The 16646-nt window shown below is 67.4% G+C and carries 14 protein-coding genes; 12 read left to right on the top strand and 2 right to left on the bottom strand.

The genetic code is table 11. The features are described from left to right. Positions 1–58: 58 nt before the first annotated feature. Both hutC and ACODRZ_RS07135 read right to left on the bottom strand, forming a co-directional pair. A complete protein-coding gene (hutC, locus tag ACODRZ_RS07140; RefSeq protein ID WP_488969395.1) occupies positions 59–766 on the bottom strand; it encodes a histidine utilization transcriptional repressor HutC in 708 nt (235 codons plus the stop codon). Positions 767–768: 2 nt separating this feature from the next. Then, positions 769–2148 (bottom strand): formimidoylglutamate deiminase, encoded by a 1380-nt coding sequence (locus tag ACODRZ_RS07135; RefSeq protein WP_488969178.1) that lies wholly within the window; start codon positions 2146–2148, stop codon positions 769–771. Between the two features lie 89 nt (positions 2149–2237). Here ACODRZ_RS07135 and hutI point away from each other — a divergent pair, with 89 nt between their 5' ends. The 12 genes from hutI to ACODRZ_RS07075 all read left to right on the top strand — a co-directional run bounded on the left by hutI (position 2238) and on the right by ACODRZ_RS07075 (position 16582). Then, positions 2238–3434, top strand: coding sequence for an imidazolonepropionase (hutI, locus tag ACODRZ_RS07130; protein WP_488969179.1), 1197 nt, complete (start codon positions 2238–2240; stop codon positions 3432–3434). Continuing rightward, positions 3431–4960 (top strand): histidine ammonia-lyase, encoded by a 1530-nt coding sequence (gene hutH, locus ACODRZ_RS07125; RefSeq protein ID WP_488969180.1) that lies wholly within the window; start codon positions 3431–3433, stop codon positions 4958–4960. The genes hutI and hutH overlap by 4 nt, the downstream gene beginning before the upstream one ends. Then, a complete protein-coding gene (gene hutG / locus ACODRZ_RS07120) occupies positions 4957–5769 on the top strand; it encodes an N-formylglutamate deformylase (protein ID WP_488969181.1) in 813 nt (270 codons plus the stop codon). Before hutH ends, hutG begins: the two co-directional genes overlap by 4 nt. A gap of 1 nt (position 5770) precedes the next feature. After that, complete coding sequence (hutU, locus tag ACODRZ_RS07115) at positions 5771–7435, top strand: urocanate hydratase (protein ID WP_488969182.1); 1665 nt, start codon at positions 5771–5773, stop codon at positions 7433–7435. A gap of 145 nt (positions 7436–7580) precedes the next feature. Next, positions 7581–8111, top strand: coding sequence for a HutD/Ves family protein (locus ACODRZ_RS07110; protein ID WP_488969183.1), 531 nt, complete (start codon positions 7581–7583; stop codon positions 8109–8111). A gap of 73 nt (positions 8112–8184) precedes the next feature. Then, positions 8185–8772 (top strand): RNA polymerase sigma factor, encoded by a 588-nt coding sequence (locus ACODRZ_RS07105; protein WP_488969184.1) that lies wholly within the window; start codon positions 8185–8187, stop codon positions 8770–8772. 64 nt (positions 8773–8836) lie between these two features. Beyond that, positions 8837–9292, top strand: coding sequence for a hypothetical protein (locus tag ACODRZ_RS07100; RefSeq protein WP_488969185.1), 456 nt, complete (start codon positions 8837–8839; stop codon positions 9290–9292). Continuing rightward, positions 9289–10473 (top strand): pectinesterase family protein, encoded by a 1185-nt coding sequence (locus ACODRZ_RS07095; protein WP_488969186.1) that lies wholly within the window; start codon positions 9289–9291, stop codon positions 10471–10473. Before ACODRZ_RS07100 ends, ACODRZ_RS07095 begins: the two co-directional genes overlap by 4 nt. 45 nt (positions 10474–10518) lie before the next feature. After that, positions 10519–12336, top strand: a complete 1818-nt coding sequence (locus ACODRZ_RS07090; RefSeq protein WP_488969187.1) for a putative bifunctional diguanylate cyclase/phosphodiesterase — start codon at positions 10519–10521, stop codon at positions 12334–12336. Between the two features lie 75 nt (positions 12337–12411). Continuing rightward, positions 12412–12825: a hypothetical protein gene (locus ACODRZ_RS07085; protein ID WP_488969188.1), complete on the top strand. Its 414-nt coding sequence runs from the start codon at positions 12412–12414 to the stop codon at positions 12823–12825. Then, positions 12822–15662: a response regulator gene (locus tag ACODRZ_RS07080; RefSeq protein WP_488969189.1), complete on the top strand. Its 2841-nt coding sequence runs from the start codon at positions 12822–12824 to the stop codon at positions 15660–15662. Before ACODRZ_RS07085 ends, ACODRZ_RS07080 begins: the two co-directional genes overlap by 4 nt. Then, positions 15659–16582 (top strand): diguanylate cyclase, encoded by a 924-nt coding sequence (locus ACODRZ_RS07075; RefSeq protein WP_488969190.1) that lies wholly within the window; start codon positions 15659–15661, stop codon positions 16580–16582. The genes ACODRZ_RS07080 and ACODRZ_RS07075 overlap by 4 nt, the downstream gene beginning before the upstream one ends. The last annotated feature ends 64 nt before the right edge of the window (positions 16583–16646 follow it).

Raw genomic sequence — 16646 nt, 5'->3', positions numbered from 1 at the left:
TTGCTGTGACTGGCAACCTGCGCCGGGATGACGCGCATGGTAAGCCGCCTTTGGGGTATTACCGCCCCGAAGCGCCCGGCCCGAAACGCGCCACCATGTCGTAGGCATCGCCGAGGAACAACTGGCGCACGTAAGTGATCCGCTCCGAGCCGCGCCACGTCCGGCGCTCGACGCACAGGCACGGCGTTCCGGCCGCCACGCCCAGCCATTCCGCTTCCTCGCCCTGCGCACCGACGGCCGAGATGCGCGTCTCCGCCTCGGTCCAGGGGACGTGCTGCAGGAGCCACGTACCCGGAGGCACCGCGTCGAGGTCGGCGCCGACGATCTCCGGCACCGCCGCCGCGCTCACCAGACGGAACTCCACGCCCAGCGGCGCGCCGTCCACCAGATGCAGGCCGTCGATGTGGACCAGTTCCCCGCCACCCGCGAGCAGCACTTCCTCCTCATCATCACTAGCGGGGCGCACCCGGCGGCGGATGGGCTCGAACGCATAGTCCTGCCCGCGCTCGCGCACTTGCGCAGCGATGTCGGGCACGTCGAGTACCATCGAGTGGACCTTGGGGCGCGCTACGAAGGTCCCCGCCCGCTTGCGACGGTCGATCAGCCCCGCCGCGACGAGCGCGGACAGCGCCTTGTTCACCGTCATGCGCGAGCAGCCGTATTCCTGCATCAGCTCTTGCTCGATCGGCAGGCGGTCTCCGGGAGCCAGTTCGCCGCCGAGGATGCGGCCCTCGAAATCGGATCGAATGCGTTCGTGAAGGGGCATTCTCACGCGATCAGTGTCTCCAGTACCTTGGCATAGTCGCGCACCACCCGGTCGCGGGCGCGGTGGCGCCCTTCGCTCACCAGCTTGTCGCCATGGCGCCACACGCAGTCAATGGCCGAGCGCCCGGCGGCGAAGACGAAGCTGTCGGTTATCGCATCGCCCGCCCGGTGCAGCATGGCCGGATGGTCGAGGTTCAGGCTGACGATGTCGGCAGGCAGGCCGACCGCGATGCCGCCCTCGACGCCCAATGCCGCCGCCCCGCCCGTCAGCGCGCCTGCGTAAAGATCCGCGCCGGTGGAGCGCCCGCTCTCCCGGGCCATGACGTTGCGCGCGCGGCGGGTCAGGCGCTGGCCGTATTCGAGCAGGCGCAGTTCCTCGGTCGTGTCGATCAGGACGTTGGAATCGCTGCCGATGCCGTAGCGGCCACCCGCCTGCAGGAACCCCTCCACCGGAAACAGCCCGTCGCCGAGGTTCGCCTCAGTGATCGGGCAGAGCCCCGCCACCGCGCCGCTGCGCGCGGCGGCGACGGTTTCGCTTTTCGTCATATGCGTGGCGTGGACGAGGCACCAGCGTCCGTCCACTTCGGCATTGTCCAGCAGCCATTCGACCGGGCGCCGGCCGCTCCATGCGAGGCAGTCGTCCACTTCCTTCACCTGCTCGGCGATGTGGATGTGGACCGGACGGGCTTTCGCCAGCGGTTCGAGATCGCGCAGTTGATCGGGCGAAACGGCGCGCAGGGAATGCGGCGCCACACCGACCACGGCATCGGGCAGCGCGCGGGCATGGGCCTGAGCGCCTTCGAACAACCGTGCGTAGCGGTCCAGATCGTTGATGAAGCGCGCCTGCCCGGTGCTCGGCGGCTGCGCGCCGAACCCGGCGTAGCTGTAGAGCACCGGCAGCAGCGTCATGCCGATGCCGGTGTCCCCGGCCGCCGCCAGCACCGCCGCGCTCATCTGCGCGACGTCGGCGAAGGCGCGGCCCTCGCGGTCGTGGTGCAGGTAATGGAACTCGCCGACGCGGGTGAAGCCGCCTTCCAGCATCTCGACATAGGCCATCGCGGCGATGGCGCGCACGTCGTCCGGGGTCATGCGCTGGACGAAGCGATACATGATCTCGCGCCAGGTCCAGAAGCTGTCGTTCGACGGGCCACGGCGCTCGCCCAGCCCGGCCATGCCGCGCTGGAAGGCGTGGCTGTGCAGGTTGGGCATTCCGGGCAACGCGCAAAGGTGCCGCTCGTCCTCGGGCGAAGGCTCCGCACCCGCCGCGATGGCGGCGATCCGGCCCTGCGCCAGCGTGACGCGGACACGCCGCGCCCAGCCTTCGGGCAGCAGACAATGCTCGAAAAACAACGACCTGTGCGGCCCACCCGACCTTGCCGACATGAATCTGCTCCTTGCTTCGATTTTTTGTCTATACATTAATTTTGAACGGTGCAATCACAATGGGCGAGGCAAACGAGGGCCACGGAATCATGCTGTACGACACCGTCTGGAAAGGCGCCCGGCTTGCCACGATGGCGGGTGAAGGCATGGGCGCGGTGGACCATGGCGTGATCGCTGCGAAGGATGGCGTGATCGCCTATGCCGGGCCTGCGGCAGAGGCTCCGGCCCTCGATGCAAAGCGGATCGTCGACTGCGAAGGTCGCTGGATCACCCCAGGCCTGATCGACTGCCACACCCACCTGATCCACGGCGGTGACCGCGCGGCCGAGTTCGAGATGCGCCTAGGCGGCGCCTCCTACGAGGACATCGCGCGGGCCGGGGGCGGCATCGTCTCCACCATGCGCGCCACCCGCGCCGCCAGCGAGGACGAACTCGTCGCCGCCGCCCTGCCCCGCCTCGACGCGCTGATCGCGGAAGGCGCGACCACGGTGGAGGTCAAGTCCGGCTACGGCCTCGACCGCGACAGCGAGATCCGCATGCTGCGCGCCGCCCGCCGTCTGGGCGAGGAGCGCGCGGTGTCCATCGCCACCACCTTCCTCGGTGCGCACGCCCTGCCGCCCGAGTTCGCGGACGATGCGGACGGCTACATCGCCCTGCTCTGCGACGAAGTTCTGCCCGAGGTCGCCGCGCTCGGCCTTGCCGATGCGGTGGACGCCTTCTGCGAGGGCATCGGCTTCACCCCGGCGCAGACGGAGCGCATGTTCGCCGCCGCCGCGCGCCATGGCCTGCCGGTGAAGCTCCATGCCGAGCAGCTTTCCAACCTCCACGGCGCGGCGCTGGCGGCGCGGCACGGGGCGTTGTCCGCCGATCACCTCGAACATCTGGACGAGGCCGGGATCGCCGCCATGGCCGCATCAGGCACCGTCGCCACCTTGCTGCCGGGCGCGTACTATTTCGTGCGCGAGACGAAGCTGCCGCCGATCGAAGCCTTGCGCGCGGCCGGCGTGCCCATCGCACTGGCGACCGACTGCAATCCCGGCACGTCGCCGCTCACTTCGCTGCTGCTGACGATGAACATGGGCGCGACGCTGTTCCGCCTCACCGTCGCCGAATGCCTTGCCGGTGTCACCCGCCATGCCGCGCGCGCCCTCGGGCTTGCCGATCGCGGTACGCTGGAGGCGGGCAAGCGCTGCGACCTTGCCATCTGGGACGTCGAGCGTCCCGCCGAACTGGTCTATCGCATGGGGTTCAATCCGCTCCATGCCCGCATCTGGAGTGGTCAATGAATCCTGTCCTGCTCACCCCCGGCGACATCCCGCTGGCGGACTGGCGCGCGATCTATCGCGGCGCTGCCGTCTCGCTCGACCCGGCCTGCGCGCCGCGCGTGGCGGAGAGCGCCGCCGCCGTTTCGCGCATCCTCGCCAAAGGCGCGCCGGTCTACGGCATCAACACCGGCTTCGGTAAGCTCGCCAGCGTGCGCATCGGCGACGAAGACCTCGCGACGCTCCAGCGCAACATCGTGCTGAGCCACGCGGCGGGCACGGGCACGCCCTCGCCGGTGCCGGTAATCCGGCTGATGATGGCGCTGAAACTCGCCAGTCTGGCGCAGGGCGCCTCGGGCGTGCGGCCAGAGACGGTGGCGCTGCTGGAGGCGATGCTGGTCAAGGGGCTGACCCCGGTAGTGCCCCGCCAGGGCTCGGTCGGCGCGAGCGGAGACCTTGCCCCGCTGTCGCACATGGCCGCGACGATGATTGGCGTGGGCGAGATATTCTATCAGGGTGAACGCCTGCCAGCGTCCGAGGCGCTGCACAGAGCGGCACTGGGCAGCACCCAACTGGGGCCTAAGGAGGGTCTGGCGCTGCTCAACGGCACCCAGTTCTCCACCGCCAACGCGCTGGCCGGGCTGTTCGAGGCCGAACTGCTGTTCCGCTCCGCGCTCGTCACCGGCGCGCTTTCGACCGAGGCCGCCAAAGGCTCCGACACCCCGTTCGATCCGCGCATCCACACGCTGCGCCGGCATCGCGGCCAGATCGAAGTCGCCGATGCCCTGCGCGGGTTGATGATCGGCAGCGCCATCCGCGCCAGCCATCTGGAGAACGACGCGCGCGTGCAGGACCCCTACTGCCTGCGCTGTCAGCCGCAGGTCATGGGCGCCGCGCTCGACATTCTGCGCCAGGCTGCGACCACGCTGGAGATCGAAGCCAACGGCGTCTCCGACAACCCGCTGATCTTCCCGGAGACGGACGAGGCGCTGTCGGGCGGCAACTTCCATGCCGAGCCGGTCGCTTTCGCCGCCGACATGATCGCCATGGCCATCTGCGAGATCGGCTCCATCGCCGAGCGCCGCATCGCCATGCTGGTGGACCCGGCGCTGTCCGGCCTGCCCGCGTTCCTGACGCCGCGCCCCGGCCTCAATTCGGGGTTCATGATCCCGCAGGTGACCGCCGCCGCGCTGGTCAGCGAGAACAAGCAGCGCGCCTATCCGGCCAGCGTGGATTCGATCCCGACTTCGGCCAATCAGGAAGACCACGTCTCGATGGCCGCCCACGGCGCGCGGCGCCTGCTCGACATGGCCGAGAACGCGACCGCCGTGCTGGGCATCGAACTGCTCGCCGCCGCGCAAGGGGTGGATTTCCACGCCCCGCTCGCGTCCAGCGATGCGCTTGAAGCCGCCCGCGCGACCCTTCGCGAGCAGGTGCCGACGCTGGAGGACGATCGCCATTTCCACCCGGACATGGAGGCCGCGAACCTGCTGATCCGCTCGGGCGCGCTGCTTGCCTCGGCGGGTGACAGCCTGCCGGGTGTGGCGTGAGCGATTGGCTCAAGATCGTAGAAGGCGACGCCCCCCTCATCGTCGCCTTCCCCCACGTCGGCACCCAGCTTGCCGACGTGGGGCACCTCTTCGCGTCCGAGTGGCTGGCGCGGCGCGATGCCGACTGGTGGGTGGACGAACTCTACGCCTTCGCCGCCGATCTTGGCGCCACGCTGGTCAGCACGCGCATCTCGCGCAGCGTGATCGACCTCAACCGCGATCCTTCGGGCGCCTCGCTCTATCCGGGGCAGGCGACGACCGAACTGTGCCCGACGACCACCTTCGACGGCGAGCCGCTTTACGCCGGTGATACCCCCGACGAAGCCGAGATCGCCCGCCGCCGCGCGCTCTGGTTCGATCCGTACCATGCCGCGCTGCAGGCCCAGATCGAGCGGCTGCGCGCCGTCCATGGCCGGGTAGTGCTCTACGACGCGCACTCGATCCGCAGCCATGTACCGCGCCTGTTCGACGGCGAACTGCCGCAGTTCAATATCGGCACCAACGGCGGCAAGACCTGCGATCCCGCGCTGGCGGCCGTCGTCGAAGGCATCTGCACCCAATCGGGCGAGAGCCACGTCCTCGACGGCCGCTTCCGGGGCGGCTGGACCACCCGCCATTACGGCCAGCCCGACAAGGACATTCACGCCATCCAGATGGAACTCGCCATCCGGGGCTACATGGATGAGCCCGAGGTGCCCAGCGAGGCCAACTGGCCGCCCGCCTTCGATCCAGCACGCGCTGCCGCGCTCACCGAAATCCTTTCCCAGATCATGAAGGCCGCCCGCGCCTTCGCCCTTCAGGACGCCTGACATGACCCGTATCGACAATACCCGCGTCATCAAGCCCGCCACCGGCACGCAGCTTTCCGCGAAAAGCTGGCTCACCGAGGCGCCTTTGCGCATGCTGATGAACAACCTCCACCCCGACGTCGCCGAGCGCCCTGAGGAACTGGTGGTCTACGGCGGCATCGGCCGCGCCGCGCGCGACTGGGAGAGCTACGACCGGATCGTCGAGACGCTCCAGCGCCTTGAAGGCAACGAGACGCTGCTGGTGCAGTCGGGCAAGCCGGTGGGTGTGTTCCGCACCCATGCCGATGCGCCGCGCGTACTGATCGCCAATTCCAACCTCGTGCCGCACTGGGCGAACTGGGAGCATTTCAACGAACTCGATAAGCGCGGCCTTGCCATGTACGGGCAGATGACCGCCGGTTCGTGGATCTACATCGGCACGCAGGGCATCGTTCAGGGCACTTACGAGACGTTCGTGGAGATGGGTCGCCAGCACCACGGCGGTGACCTTTCGGGCAAGTGGCTGCTGACAGCGGGCCTTGGCGGCATGGGCGGCGCGCAGCCGCTGGCCGCCGTCATGGCGGGCGCATCGTGCCTTGCGATCGAGTGCCAGCCCAGCCGGATCGAGATGCGCCTGCGCACCGGCTACCTCGACAAGTCCGCCACCACCATCGAGGAGGCCATGGCGATCATCGATCAGGCGAAGGCGGACGGCAAGCCCGTCTCGGTCGGCCTGCTGGGCAATGCCGCCGAACTGCTGCCCGAAATCTACGCGCGCGGCATCCGCCCCGACCTGCTGACCGACCAGACCAGCGCCCACGATCCGATCAATGGCTACCTCCCCGCAGGCTGGACCGTCGCCGAATGGATCGAACGGCGCGAGCGCGAACCCGAGGCAGTCGCCAAGGCCGCCAAGGCATCGATGGCGCAGCACGTGCGCGCGATGCTCGATTTCCAGGCAGCGGGCGTCCCCACCACCGACTACGGCAACAACATCCGCCAGGTCGCGCTGGACGAGGGCGTGGCGAACGCCTTCGATTTCCCCGGCTTCGTGCCCGCGTACATCCGCCCGCTGTTCTGCCGGGGCGTCGGGCCGTTCCGCTGGGCCGCGCTTTCGGGCGATCCGGAGGATATCTACAAGACCGACGCCAAGGTGAAGGAACTGCTGCCCGACAACGCGCACCTGCACAACTGGCTCGACATGGCGCGCGAGAAGATCCACTTCCAGGGCCTGCCCGCGCGCATCTGCTGGGTGGGTCTGGGCGACCGCCACCGTCTCGGCCTCGCCTTCAACGAGATGGTCGCGAAGGGCGAGTTGAAGGCCCCGGTGGTGATCGGCCGCGACCACCTCGACAGCGGATCGGTCGCCTCGCCCAACCGCGAGACCGAGGCCATGCAAGACGGTTCGGACGCGGTTTCGGACTGGCCACTGCTCAATGCCCTGCTCAACACCGCGAGCGGCGCGACCTGGGTGTCGCTGCACCACGGCGGCGGCGTCGGCATGGGCTTCTCGCAGCATTCGGGCATGGTGATCGTCGCCGACGGTACGCCCGAGGCGGCGGCGCGTCTGGAGCGGGTGTTGTGGAACGACCCGGCCACCGGCGTCATGCGCCACGCCGATGCAGGCTACGAAATCGCGCGGGATTGCGCGGCGGAGAAGGGGCTGGATCTGCCGGGCATTCTTTAGACGGCCGGAGCGCCCCGGCGCGAGGGGCTTCGACAAGCTCAGCCTGAGCGGTGTTGAGAGCAGGTCTTTAAATTCCGCTCAGGCTGAGCTTGTCGAAGCCCCCTCGGCCACAGACTGATAACCGAATGACGAGACCGGAACGCCGATGACCATCGCCCGCATCATCCGCGCCGCCGACTGCCCGGAGGTTCCCTGGAAGAACGGCGGCGGCACCACGCGCGAGATCGCCGTCTTCCCGCCCGGCGCGGCGATGGGCGACTTCCTCTGGCGCCTCAGCATGGCGCGCGTAGAGCAGGCCGGGCCGTTCTCCGCATTCGAGGGCATCGACCGGACGCTGGCGGTGCTGGAAGGCACCCTGCATTTGTCCGGAGCCGTGGACGCAGTCCTCAACCCCGTCAGCGCGCCCTTCCCCTTCGACGGCACGGCGAGCGTCGAAGGTGTCCCGCTGGGCGGGCCGGTGCTCGACCTCAACGCCATGGTCCGTCGCGGCGTATACACCTGCGAGATGCAGCGCCTGACCCCCGGCGAAATAGTCACCCCCGCAGGCACCACATTCCTCCTCGCACTCGAAGCGCAGACACTCGACGACACCCATCTCGGCTATCTCGACTGCGCCCGGATCGACGGTCCGGTCACCACCGCAGGCCCCGCGTTGGTGGTCCGCTTCCTCTCCTGAAAAAATCTGCACCCGCGCGGAAGGATTTTTCCGCGCGGGGTCTCTTTCATGGCAAACGGGAAATCCGAAAGCCTTGAGGGAGGGTGCCACGCCAGGGGAGGCAGACAAGGAACTTGCGCGGCGACGCCGGACGGCCCTCTGGGTCGCGCGCGAGATCGTGCCCCATGAGGCGCGGGTCCGCCGCTGGCTGGCCCGCTCGCGCCTCTCGCCGGAGGACGTGGACGAGGTGATGCAGGAAGCCTACTGCCGGATCGCGATGCTGCCCTCGGTCGACCACATCGATCGGCCGCTGGCCTATATGTTCTCGATCACTCGCAACCTCGTGCTGCGGCGCCTCAAGCGTCGGCAGGTCGTGGTGCTGGAGGCGGTCAGCGAGATCGAGACATGGCAGGACGAAACCCCCTCGCCCGAGGAACAGGCGGCAAGCCGCATGAGTTACGAACGAGTGCTGGCGATCATCGGCCGCCTGCCCGAACGCTGCCGCCGGGTGGTGGAACTGCGCAAGATCGAAGGCTGGTCCCAAAAGGAAATCGCCGCCCACCTCGGCATGACCGAAAAGGCGGTGGAGAAGCAGGTCTGGACCGGCGTGCGCGCCATCCGCGACGCAGCAGTCGGTCCCGCAGGAATACTGGGCGGCCATCTACGCCGATCCGCGCTATGATCCTTCATACCAGGCCGACCCGGCGACGGCCCTCTTTTTCGTATTCTACAGGGAGAGATACATAGTGCCGACTTCAGGCAAGACGCGGTTGGCGCTGGTCCTTGCCGCCATGCTCTTCCCGGGCACCGCCCCGGCACGCGAAGTGGACGACAGCTACACCATCGGCCAGCGTTTCGAGCAGTACCGAGACAGGTTTCCGGGGATCGCCTGGCCTGCCGTCACCTGGCGCGAAGGGCAGTCGGTCCTGTTCGACCGTCCCTACAAGAACACCGGCACGCGCGATCTGCACATGGACGTGTTCCGCCCTGCGGCCCGCTGGCTGGGGGGCTCCTACGAACATGTCCCGGCGCGCTGGAAAGAGGCCAGCGCCGCCAGCCATGTGGGGCCACGGTCGCCGCCGACGCTGATCGTCAGCGGCGGCATCACGCGCTTCACCGAAGGCAAGGCCGCCGTGGCCGCCGAGATCGACGGCTTTCTCGGCAACCTTCCCGAACCCGCGCAAGGGATCGCCTCCAGATGATCCGCAGCCTTGCCTCCCTCCTTGGCGCGATACTGTCCAACGCCGCTGCCCTACCCGCGCTGGCGGCTCCCACCGAGTATCTCGTGCGGCCGATGTGCTCGGACAGTTCGGCGCCATGTTATACCTCGATCCAGCTGGCGCTCGACGCTGCCGCCCGCGACAGTTCGGGCGACTGGATCACCATCCGCATCGCGCCCGGCGACTATGCGGAAAAGCCGGTCGTGACCCGCAACCGGGTCCGCCTGATCGGCAGTGGCCAAGAGCGCACGCGCGTACACTTCAGTGCCGTCGCGCAGACCGCCCGGGGCTGGCACCGGGACGGCTGGGGCACGCCCGGTTCCGCCACGCTGACAGTGGATGCGCAGGAGGTCGTGGTCCGGGGGCTGACGGTGGAGAACACCTTCGACTACCTCGCCAACGACCGTCACCCGCAGGGCACCGCCGAGCGGATCGCCAATCCCCAGGCTGTCGCGCTGCTGCTCGACGTGCACAGCGACCGCGTTCTTGTCGATCGCTCGGCGGTGCTGGGCTATCAGGACACGCTGTTCGCGAACGGCGGCCGGGCGCTGGTGCGCCGCAGTCTGGTGGCGGGCAACATCGACTTCATCTTCGGCAATGGCCAACTGCTGATCGAGGACAGCGAGATCCGCTCCCGCCCCCGCAGCGCGCCTCATGTACAGGGCGAGTTCCAGTCGTTCATCGCGGCGCCTTCCACTCCGTTATCGCAGGCGCATGGCATCGTCGTCCATCGTTCCCGCCTGACCCGGGAAGCCGGCGTCCCCGACGGCGCCGTGGCGCTCGCACGACCGTGGCATCCGACGACGCGCTTTGCCGATGGGCGCTATGCCGATCCTGCCGCCGTGGGCCAGGCGATCTTCATAGACTGCTTCATGGACCGTCACATCCACCCGGATCACTGGACGACGATGAACGGCACCGCCCGCGACGGCACCATGACCGGCGTGTTCCGGCCGCAGGATTCCCGCTTCTGGGAGACCGGCTCCCACGGCCCGGGCGCAAAAGCGCGCGAGATCGGCATGACCTGGCGCGAAACCTCCGGCATCGCCGCGATCCGGCGCGGCATCCTCGCCGGATGGGATGTGCAGGACGAACCGCATCGAACCCGCGACGGGCCGAAAGCGACACGGCCGCGCATGACGGCACAGAGGAAAGAAAATTAACCCTTGTGACGCACACTGACTCCCGGCTGGCCAGGCTCGGAGCCGATGAGCGCTTTACAGAACACGATCCTAGAGATGATCGCCAAGGGCGAGACGCTGGCAGACACGGCCTTGCGGCTGTGCCTTGAAGTCGAGCGCCTCGTTCCCGGCGTTATCTGTTCCGTCGTGACGGTGGACCCACTGGGGCGCATCCATACGCTTGCAGCCCCCGGTTTGCCGCAGGCTTTCTGCGCTGCCATCGAGGGGATTTCGATCGGCCCGGAAGTCGGCACTTGCGGAACCGCGGCCTATCGCGGGCAGGAAATCACGACCGCCGACATCGCCAACGATCCGCGATGGAGCGAGTTCAGGCACCTCGTCCTGCCGTGGGGCCTGAGGGCCTGCTGGTCCCATCCGATATTCGATGCGCAGCGCAGAGCGGTGGCGACCTTCGCTTTCTACTATCGCGAAATGCGCGGCCCCTCCCTGCTCGAACGCGACATCGTCGAGCAGTGCATCCACTTGTGCTCGATCGCGCTGGACCGCCAGCTGCGGGTAGTCGAGTACGAGCGGCGCGCCAATACCGATGCCCTTACCGGTCTTGCCAATCGCGGTGCCTTCAATACCGCCCTGCACCGTCTCGATGGTGCGGTTCCGGGCAGCTGGGCGCTGTTGCTGCTCGACGTGGACAACCTCAAGTTCGTCAACGACACCTTCGGCCATCGCGCGGGCGATCTTCTGCTGCAGCAGGTGTCGGACCGCCTGACCATCGCCGCCTACCCCGATCGCGCCTATCGCATCGGCGGCGACGAATTCGCGATCGTCGTCGAAAGCGAGGCAGCGCTGCGCGATCTCGAGCGCACGGCGCAGGCATATCTCGATGAAATCGCCCTGACCGCCAATTGCGACGGCCACGTCGTTTCCCCCGGAGCGACAATAGGGCTAGCCGAATGCTCGCTTGCCGAGACGACGGCCGAGCAGGTGCGCCAGAACGCCGATTTCGCGCTCTATCACGCCAAGGAAACGGGGCGCGGCGGGTTCGTGCGCTACTGGCCGGGCATTGGCAGCCGGATGACGCAGCGGCTCACGGCGATCCGCGACGTCAACGCGGCTCTGCGCGAAAACCGGATCGAGCCGCATTACCAGCCCGTCGTCGATATTCGCAGCGGCGAAGTGATCGGCCTGGAGGCGCTGTGCCGCATGAGGATCGGCGATCAGGTCGTGCCGGCGGCCTCGTTCCACGAGGCGACAACCGACGCGCAGATCGCAGGCGCGCTGACCCAGCGCATGATGGCAGCCGTGGCGCGCGACATCTCTGAATGGCTTGCCGCAGGCATCGCCGTGCCGCAGGTCAGCATCAACGTCTCTTCCGCCGACTTCAACGGCGCCTCGATCTATGGCCTGCTTAGCGATACTTTCGAACGCGAAGGGGTGCCGCTGCGCCACGTCAGCCTTGAAGTTACCGAGTCCGTCTACATGGACGAGGCCGGCGTCGTGCGCCGGTCGGTGGAGGCCCTGCGTGCCAAGGGTCTGAAGGTCGCCCTCGACGATTTCGGCACCGGCTACGCCTCGCTCACGCATCTGATGAGCGTGCCGGTGGACTACATCAAGATAGACAAGTCCTTCATAGACCGCATCGTTTCCCATGCACCCAGCCAGATCATCGTAGAGGGTATCATCGGTATCGCGACCAAGCTGGGCATCCAGGTGGTCGCCGAAGGTATCGAGACCGCCGGGCAGGCGCGCAAGCTGACGGCGCTCGGATGTATGCTGGGTCAGGGCTTTCTCTATTCGCGCGCAGTTCCGAGCGACGCTGCGGCCGTTCTGATGGCGGCCCACCCGCCTGCGCACCACGTCACATTGGCAGGTGGGCGGTTACAATAGTGAAATGTGCGAAATCTGGCGGGATTTCGTCGAGCCTTTAACCAAAAAATAGCCATAGTTTCGTAGGCCGTGCCCATGTTTTATTGGACAGTATCTCGTCGACCTGAGTCGCGTGCCGGTGCCCATGCCTGCAAACATGGACCAATCGCGCCCTCCGAAGGCGGCTTTCGTGATTTCCTGCCCGCTGCCGGGCTCCTTGCCGCCGGGCTCATGGGCCTGACGGCAAGCTGGATGCTTTCCGGCACGCAGTCCGGGCAGTACCTCGTGGTGACCGCGCCGAGTTCTTCGCTGGTCGACAGCGTCAATCTCGTCACGCGCACCGGGGGCCGCCTTGCCGCCACCAGTTCGCTACCCAACGTCGTGATCGCGGGGTCTTCGCAGACCCACTTCGCCGCGTCGCTGCGCAAGGCGGGCGCGTGGCTTGCCGTTTCCGTTCCGGCCGTCGCGGGTTGCGGCGCGCCTTCTTCTTCGCAGGAGCAGACTTCGTGAACGTCGAACTCGACCAGTTGCGCCGCAAGTCCGGCCGCCTGCTCCTGGCGCTCTTCTGGGCGCATGTCCCGCTCTTCGCCGTTGTCGCGTTCATGACCGGGCACAGTCCGATGGCGGCGGCTCTCGCCGGTGCGGTCGTTGCCGGAAGCTACCACCTGATGTGGCTGCGGCACGGCATCGCGCCCGCCACGCGATACCTCTCCGCCGTCGCGTTGATGGCGGAGCCGGCGATCCTGCTCGTCCTCTTGCGTGGCCATCCCTGGCAGATGGACATGCACATGTACTTCTTCGCCATGCTGACGCTCACCATCGGCTGGTGCGATCGCCGCGCGGTTCTGGTCGCGGCGACCGCGGTGGCCCTGCATCATCTGCTGCTCCTGTACCTGCTGCCCTCGATCGTGTTCGCGGGCGGCGGCAACCTTGGCCGCGTGGTGCTCCATGCCGTCATCGTCATCTTCCAGGCGAGTGTGCTGGTGCTGCTGAGCGACCAGCTGGTCGAATCCTTCGCCTTGCGCGAACGCACCCGCGAGGCGGAAGAGGCGAGCCGGGCCAAGAGCATGTTCCTGGCCAACATGAGCCATGAAATCCGCACGCCGATGAACGCGATCCTAGGCTTCTGCCACCTGATCGGGCGTACCGACCTCGACCCGAAGCAGAAGGATTACGTCGCCAAGATCGGGCAGGCGGGCATGTCGCTGCTGCGCCTGATCAACGACATCCTCGACTTCTCGAAGAACGAGGCAGGCAAGCTGACGCTGGAGGCAAACCCCTTCGATGTGCGCAATGCCATCGCCAACCAGTTGCAATTGGTCGCCGGCGATGCGGAGGCCAAGCGGGTGCGCGTCACCTCCGAGGTGTCCGGTGCCCTGCCCCATCGCCTGATGGGCGACGAGCTGCGCTTCAACCAGGTGCTGCTCAACCTCGTCAGCAACGCGGTCAAGTTCTCGGAAAACGGCAGCGTCACCGTCAGTCTCGACATCGTCGAGGAGACGGGGGATCAACTCACCGTCGAACTGCAGGTGCGCGACACCGGCATCGGCATGAACACCGAACAGCAGGCTGCGCTGTTCCAGTCCTTCACCCAGGCGGACAGCTCGACCACGCGGCGCTTCGGCGGCACCGGCCTCGGCCTCGCGATCTGCCGCCAGATCGTCGAACAGATGGGAGGTTCGATCCGCGTCGAGAGCGCCCCCGGCCAGGGCAGCACTTTCATTGCCCGGATGCAGATGGCGCGCGAGGACGAGAATGCTGCCCTCGAACCCGCCGTTCCCGCGCACATCCGCGCCCTGCGCGTGCTTGCCGCAGATGACAACGCGGCGTCGCGTCAAGTACTGCAGGACATCTTTGCGGGCTGGGAGATTTCACTCGATCTCGTCGCCTCGGGCGACGAGGCGCTGAGCGCGATCCGCAGCGCGGACGAGGCCGGCCATGCCTACGACCTTGTCCTGCTCGACTGGAAGATGCCCGGCATGAACGGGCTGCAGACGGTCGAGGCGATGCAGATCATGGAGCACACTGCGCCTTTGCCGCGCACTCTCATCGTCACCGCCTATGGCGCCGACAGCCTCCTTCCCGGCGGCACCCCGGCCCACGTCGCGGCGGTACTGACCAAGCCGATAGCGCCCCGCGCCCTGCTCGAGACGATCATCGAGGTCGCGTCGCACGATACCGGCCACGTCGGCGAAGCCACGGCGGAAGCCGCGCCGACCGTCGCCGCCCAGTTCCAGGGCGCCCGCGTCCTGCTGGTCGAGGACAACGAGATCAACCGCGAAATCGCCATCGAGTTGCTCGTGCAGGCCGGTCTCATCGTCGATCAGGCAGAAAACGGACGCATCGGCTGCGACCGTGTGCAGGCCGCTAACGGCAATTACGCAGCCGTGCTCATGGACGTGCAGATGCCCGAGATGGACGGCATCGCCGCGACCCGTCTCATCCGCGAGACATGGTCCGCCCATCGCCTGCCGATCATCGCCATGACCGCCCATGCCCATGAAGAGGAGCGCCAGCGCTGCCTCAACGCGGGTATGAACGATCATATCTCCAAGCCGGTCGATCCGGCGATGCTGATGCGCACGCTCGAACGCTGGTTGCAGCCGGTCACGGCCGAAACCTCGGCGCGCGCGCCGGTGGCGGCGCTCGCTCCGGTGGCGGCGCTCGCTCCGGTCGCCGCTATGGCTTCCATTCTGGCTCCAGCTCCGGGGCAGGACACTGTCCTGCCGGAGCACCTGCCGCCGTTCGATTTGCGCGCCGCCCTGCTGCGCGTGAATGGAAAGGCCTCGCTGCTGCGCAAGCTGATCATCACCTTCGGCGAGACTTACGCGAACGTCGGGCAGGATTTGCGAACGCATATCGCCGGTGGCCTGCTCGCCGATGCCCGGCGTCTCGCCCATAGCCTCAAGGGGGTCGCAGGGTCCCTCGAACTGCCTCAGATCCAGCGTTCGGCGGCAGAGATCGAGCGAATGCTTGCCGATGGCGACGCGCTTCAGGCGCAGGCGGCGATCGTCGATCTGGATGTACTGCTGGCCCCCGCCATCGCGGCGGCCCGCTCTCTCTCAGCAAACCGCGCAGCCGTTGCCCCGGCCGCCGAGGCTGATCGCGATATGGGCGCGGCAGCTGTGGCACGCGACGAATTGCGTGCCCTGCTGCGCCGCCGCAGCCTTGGCGCGCGGGCCAGTTTCGGCCGCTATGCCGCTGCGATCGGCCTGAATGAAGACGAGCGCGCCGCGCATCCGGTCAACCGCGCGCTGGAAAAGCTCGACTACGATACGGCAATCGAATTGCTCGACGCGGATGACACCGCCGCCGAGCCGATCGGCAAGGCAGGAGCAACGGCATGAGCAGGGGCACGATCCTCATCGTCGACGATGAGGTCTCCAACATCGAGATCATGAATGCGGTGCTGGAGGACGACTACGAAGTCCTGTTCTCCACCTCTGGCCAGCAGGCGCTGGATACCGCGCGGATCACCCCGCCCGACCTGATCCTGCTTGATGTGCTGATGCCCGGAATCGACGGCTTCGAGGTCTGCCGCCAGATCAAGGCGGACCCCCAGCTCGCCGATATCCCGGTGATCTTCACCACGGGCCTGGGCGATACCGACCACGAGATGCGCGGCCTGCAACTGGGTGCGATCGACTATGTGACCAAGCCGATCCAGCCCGCGATCCTGCGCGCCCGGGTCGGCAACCATGTCGAACTCAAGCGCCTGCGCGACCAGCTGGCGAATCTTGCCGTCACCGATGCGCTTACCGGCCTCAGCAATCGCCGCCAGATGGAGCAGGCGCTCCACGCCGAAGTGGGACGGCTCGGGCGTACCGGCGACTGGCTGACGGTCATCATGATCGACATCGATTTCTTCAAGCAGTTCAATGACACCTACGGCCACCCGGCGGGGGACCGCTGCATCGTCATGGTCAGCGCCGCCCTCGCCCGCGCCGTCAAGCGCGCCTCAGACCTTCCGGCCCGCTACGGCGGCGAAGAGTTCGCCTGCATCCTGCCCGGCGCCGACCCGGATGGCGCAGCGCTGGTGGCGCAGGAGATCAGCCAGCATGTGCAATCGCTCAACATCCCGCACGAGCGCTCGCAGATCAGCCCCTTCATCACCGTCAGCATCGGCGTCGCCAGCGCGCGCTGCCTGCCCGACATGACGCCCGAGATGTGGCTGAAGGAAGCTGACCGGCAGCTTTACCGTAGCAAGCAGGAGGGCCGTGACCGCGTGACCGCCATCGAATTCGGTGCGGTCTCGGACAACCTGTAACTGGGGGCACGCGCCCTGCCCTCATTGCGGTGTGACGGAAATGCCGTCGATCGGGCCGGTCTTG

Source organism: Novosphingobium sp. FG90, assembly GCF_057808725.1.
This window is presented reverse-complemented; position numbering and strand designations above follow the sequence as displayed.

Bases quoted from the DNA above. Each gene is read 5' to 3' on its own strand.
- hutC (WP_488969395.1), bottom strand. From the start codon at position 766: ATGCCCCTTCACGAACGCATTCGATCCGATTTCGAGGGCCGCATCCTC.
- ACODRZ_RS07135 (WP_488969178.1), bottom strand. From the start codon at position 2,148: ATGTCGGCAAGGTCGGGTGGGCCGCACAGGTCGTTGTTTTTCGAGCAT.
- hutI (WP_488969179.1), top strand. From the start codon at position 2,238: ATGCTGTACGACACCGTCTGGAAAGGCGCCCGGCTTGCCACGATGGCG.
- hutH (WP_488969180.1), top strand. From the start codon at position 3,431: ATGAATCCTGTCCTGCTCACCCCCGGCGACATCCCGCTGGCGGACTGG.
- hutU (WP_488969182.1), top strand. From the start codon at position 5,771: ATGACCCGTATCGACAATACCCGCGTCATCAAGCCCGCCACCGGCACG.
- ACODRZ_RS07110 (WP_488969183.1), top strand. From the start codon at position 7,581: ATGACCATCGCCCGCATCATCCGCGCCGCCGACTGCCCGGAGGTTCCC.
- ACODRZ_RS07095 (WP_488969186.1), top strand. From the start codon at position 9,289: ATGATCCGCAGCCTTGCCTCCCTCCTTGGCGCGATACTGTCCAACGCC.
- ACODRZ_RS07090 (WP_488969187.1), top strand. From the start codon at position 10,519: ATGAGCGCTTTACAGAACACGATCCTAGAGATGATCGCCAAGGGCGAG.
- ACODRZ_RS07085 (WP_488969188.1), top strand. From the start codon at position 12,412: ATGTTTTATTGGACAGTATCTCGTCGACCTGAGTCGCGTGCCGGTGCC.
- ACODRZ_RS07075 (WP_488969190.1), top strand. From the start codon at position 15,659: ATGAGCAGGGGCACGATCCTCATCGTCGACGATGAGGTCTCCAACATC.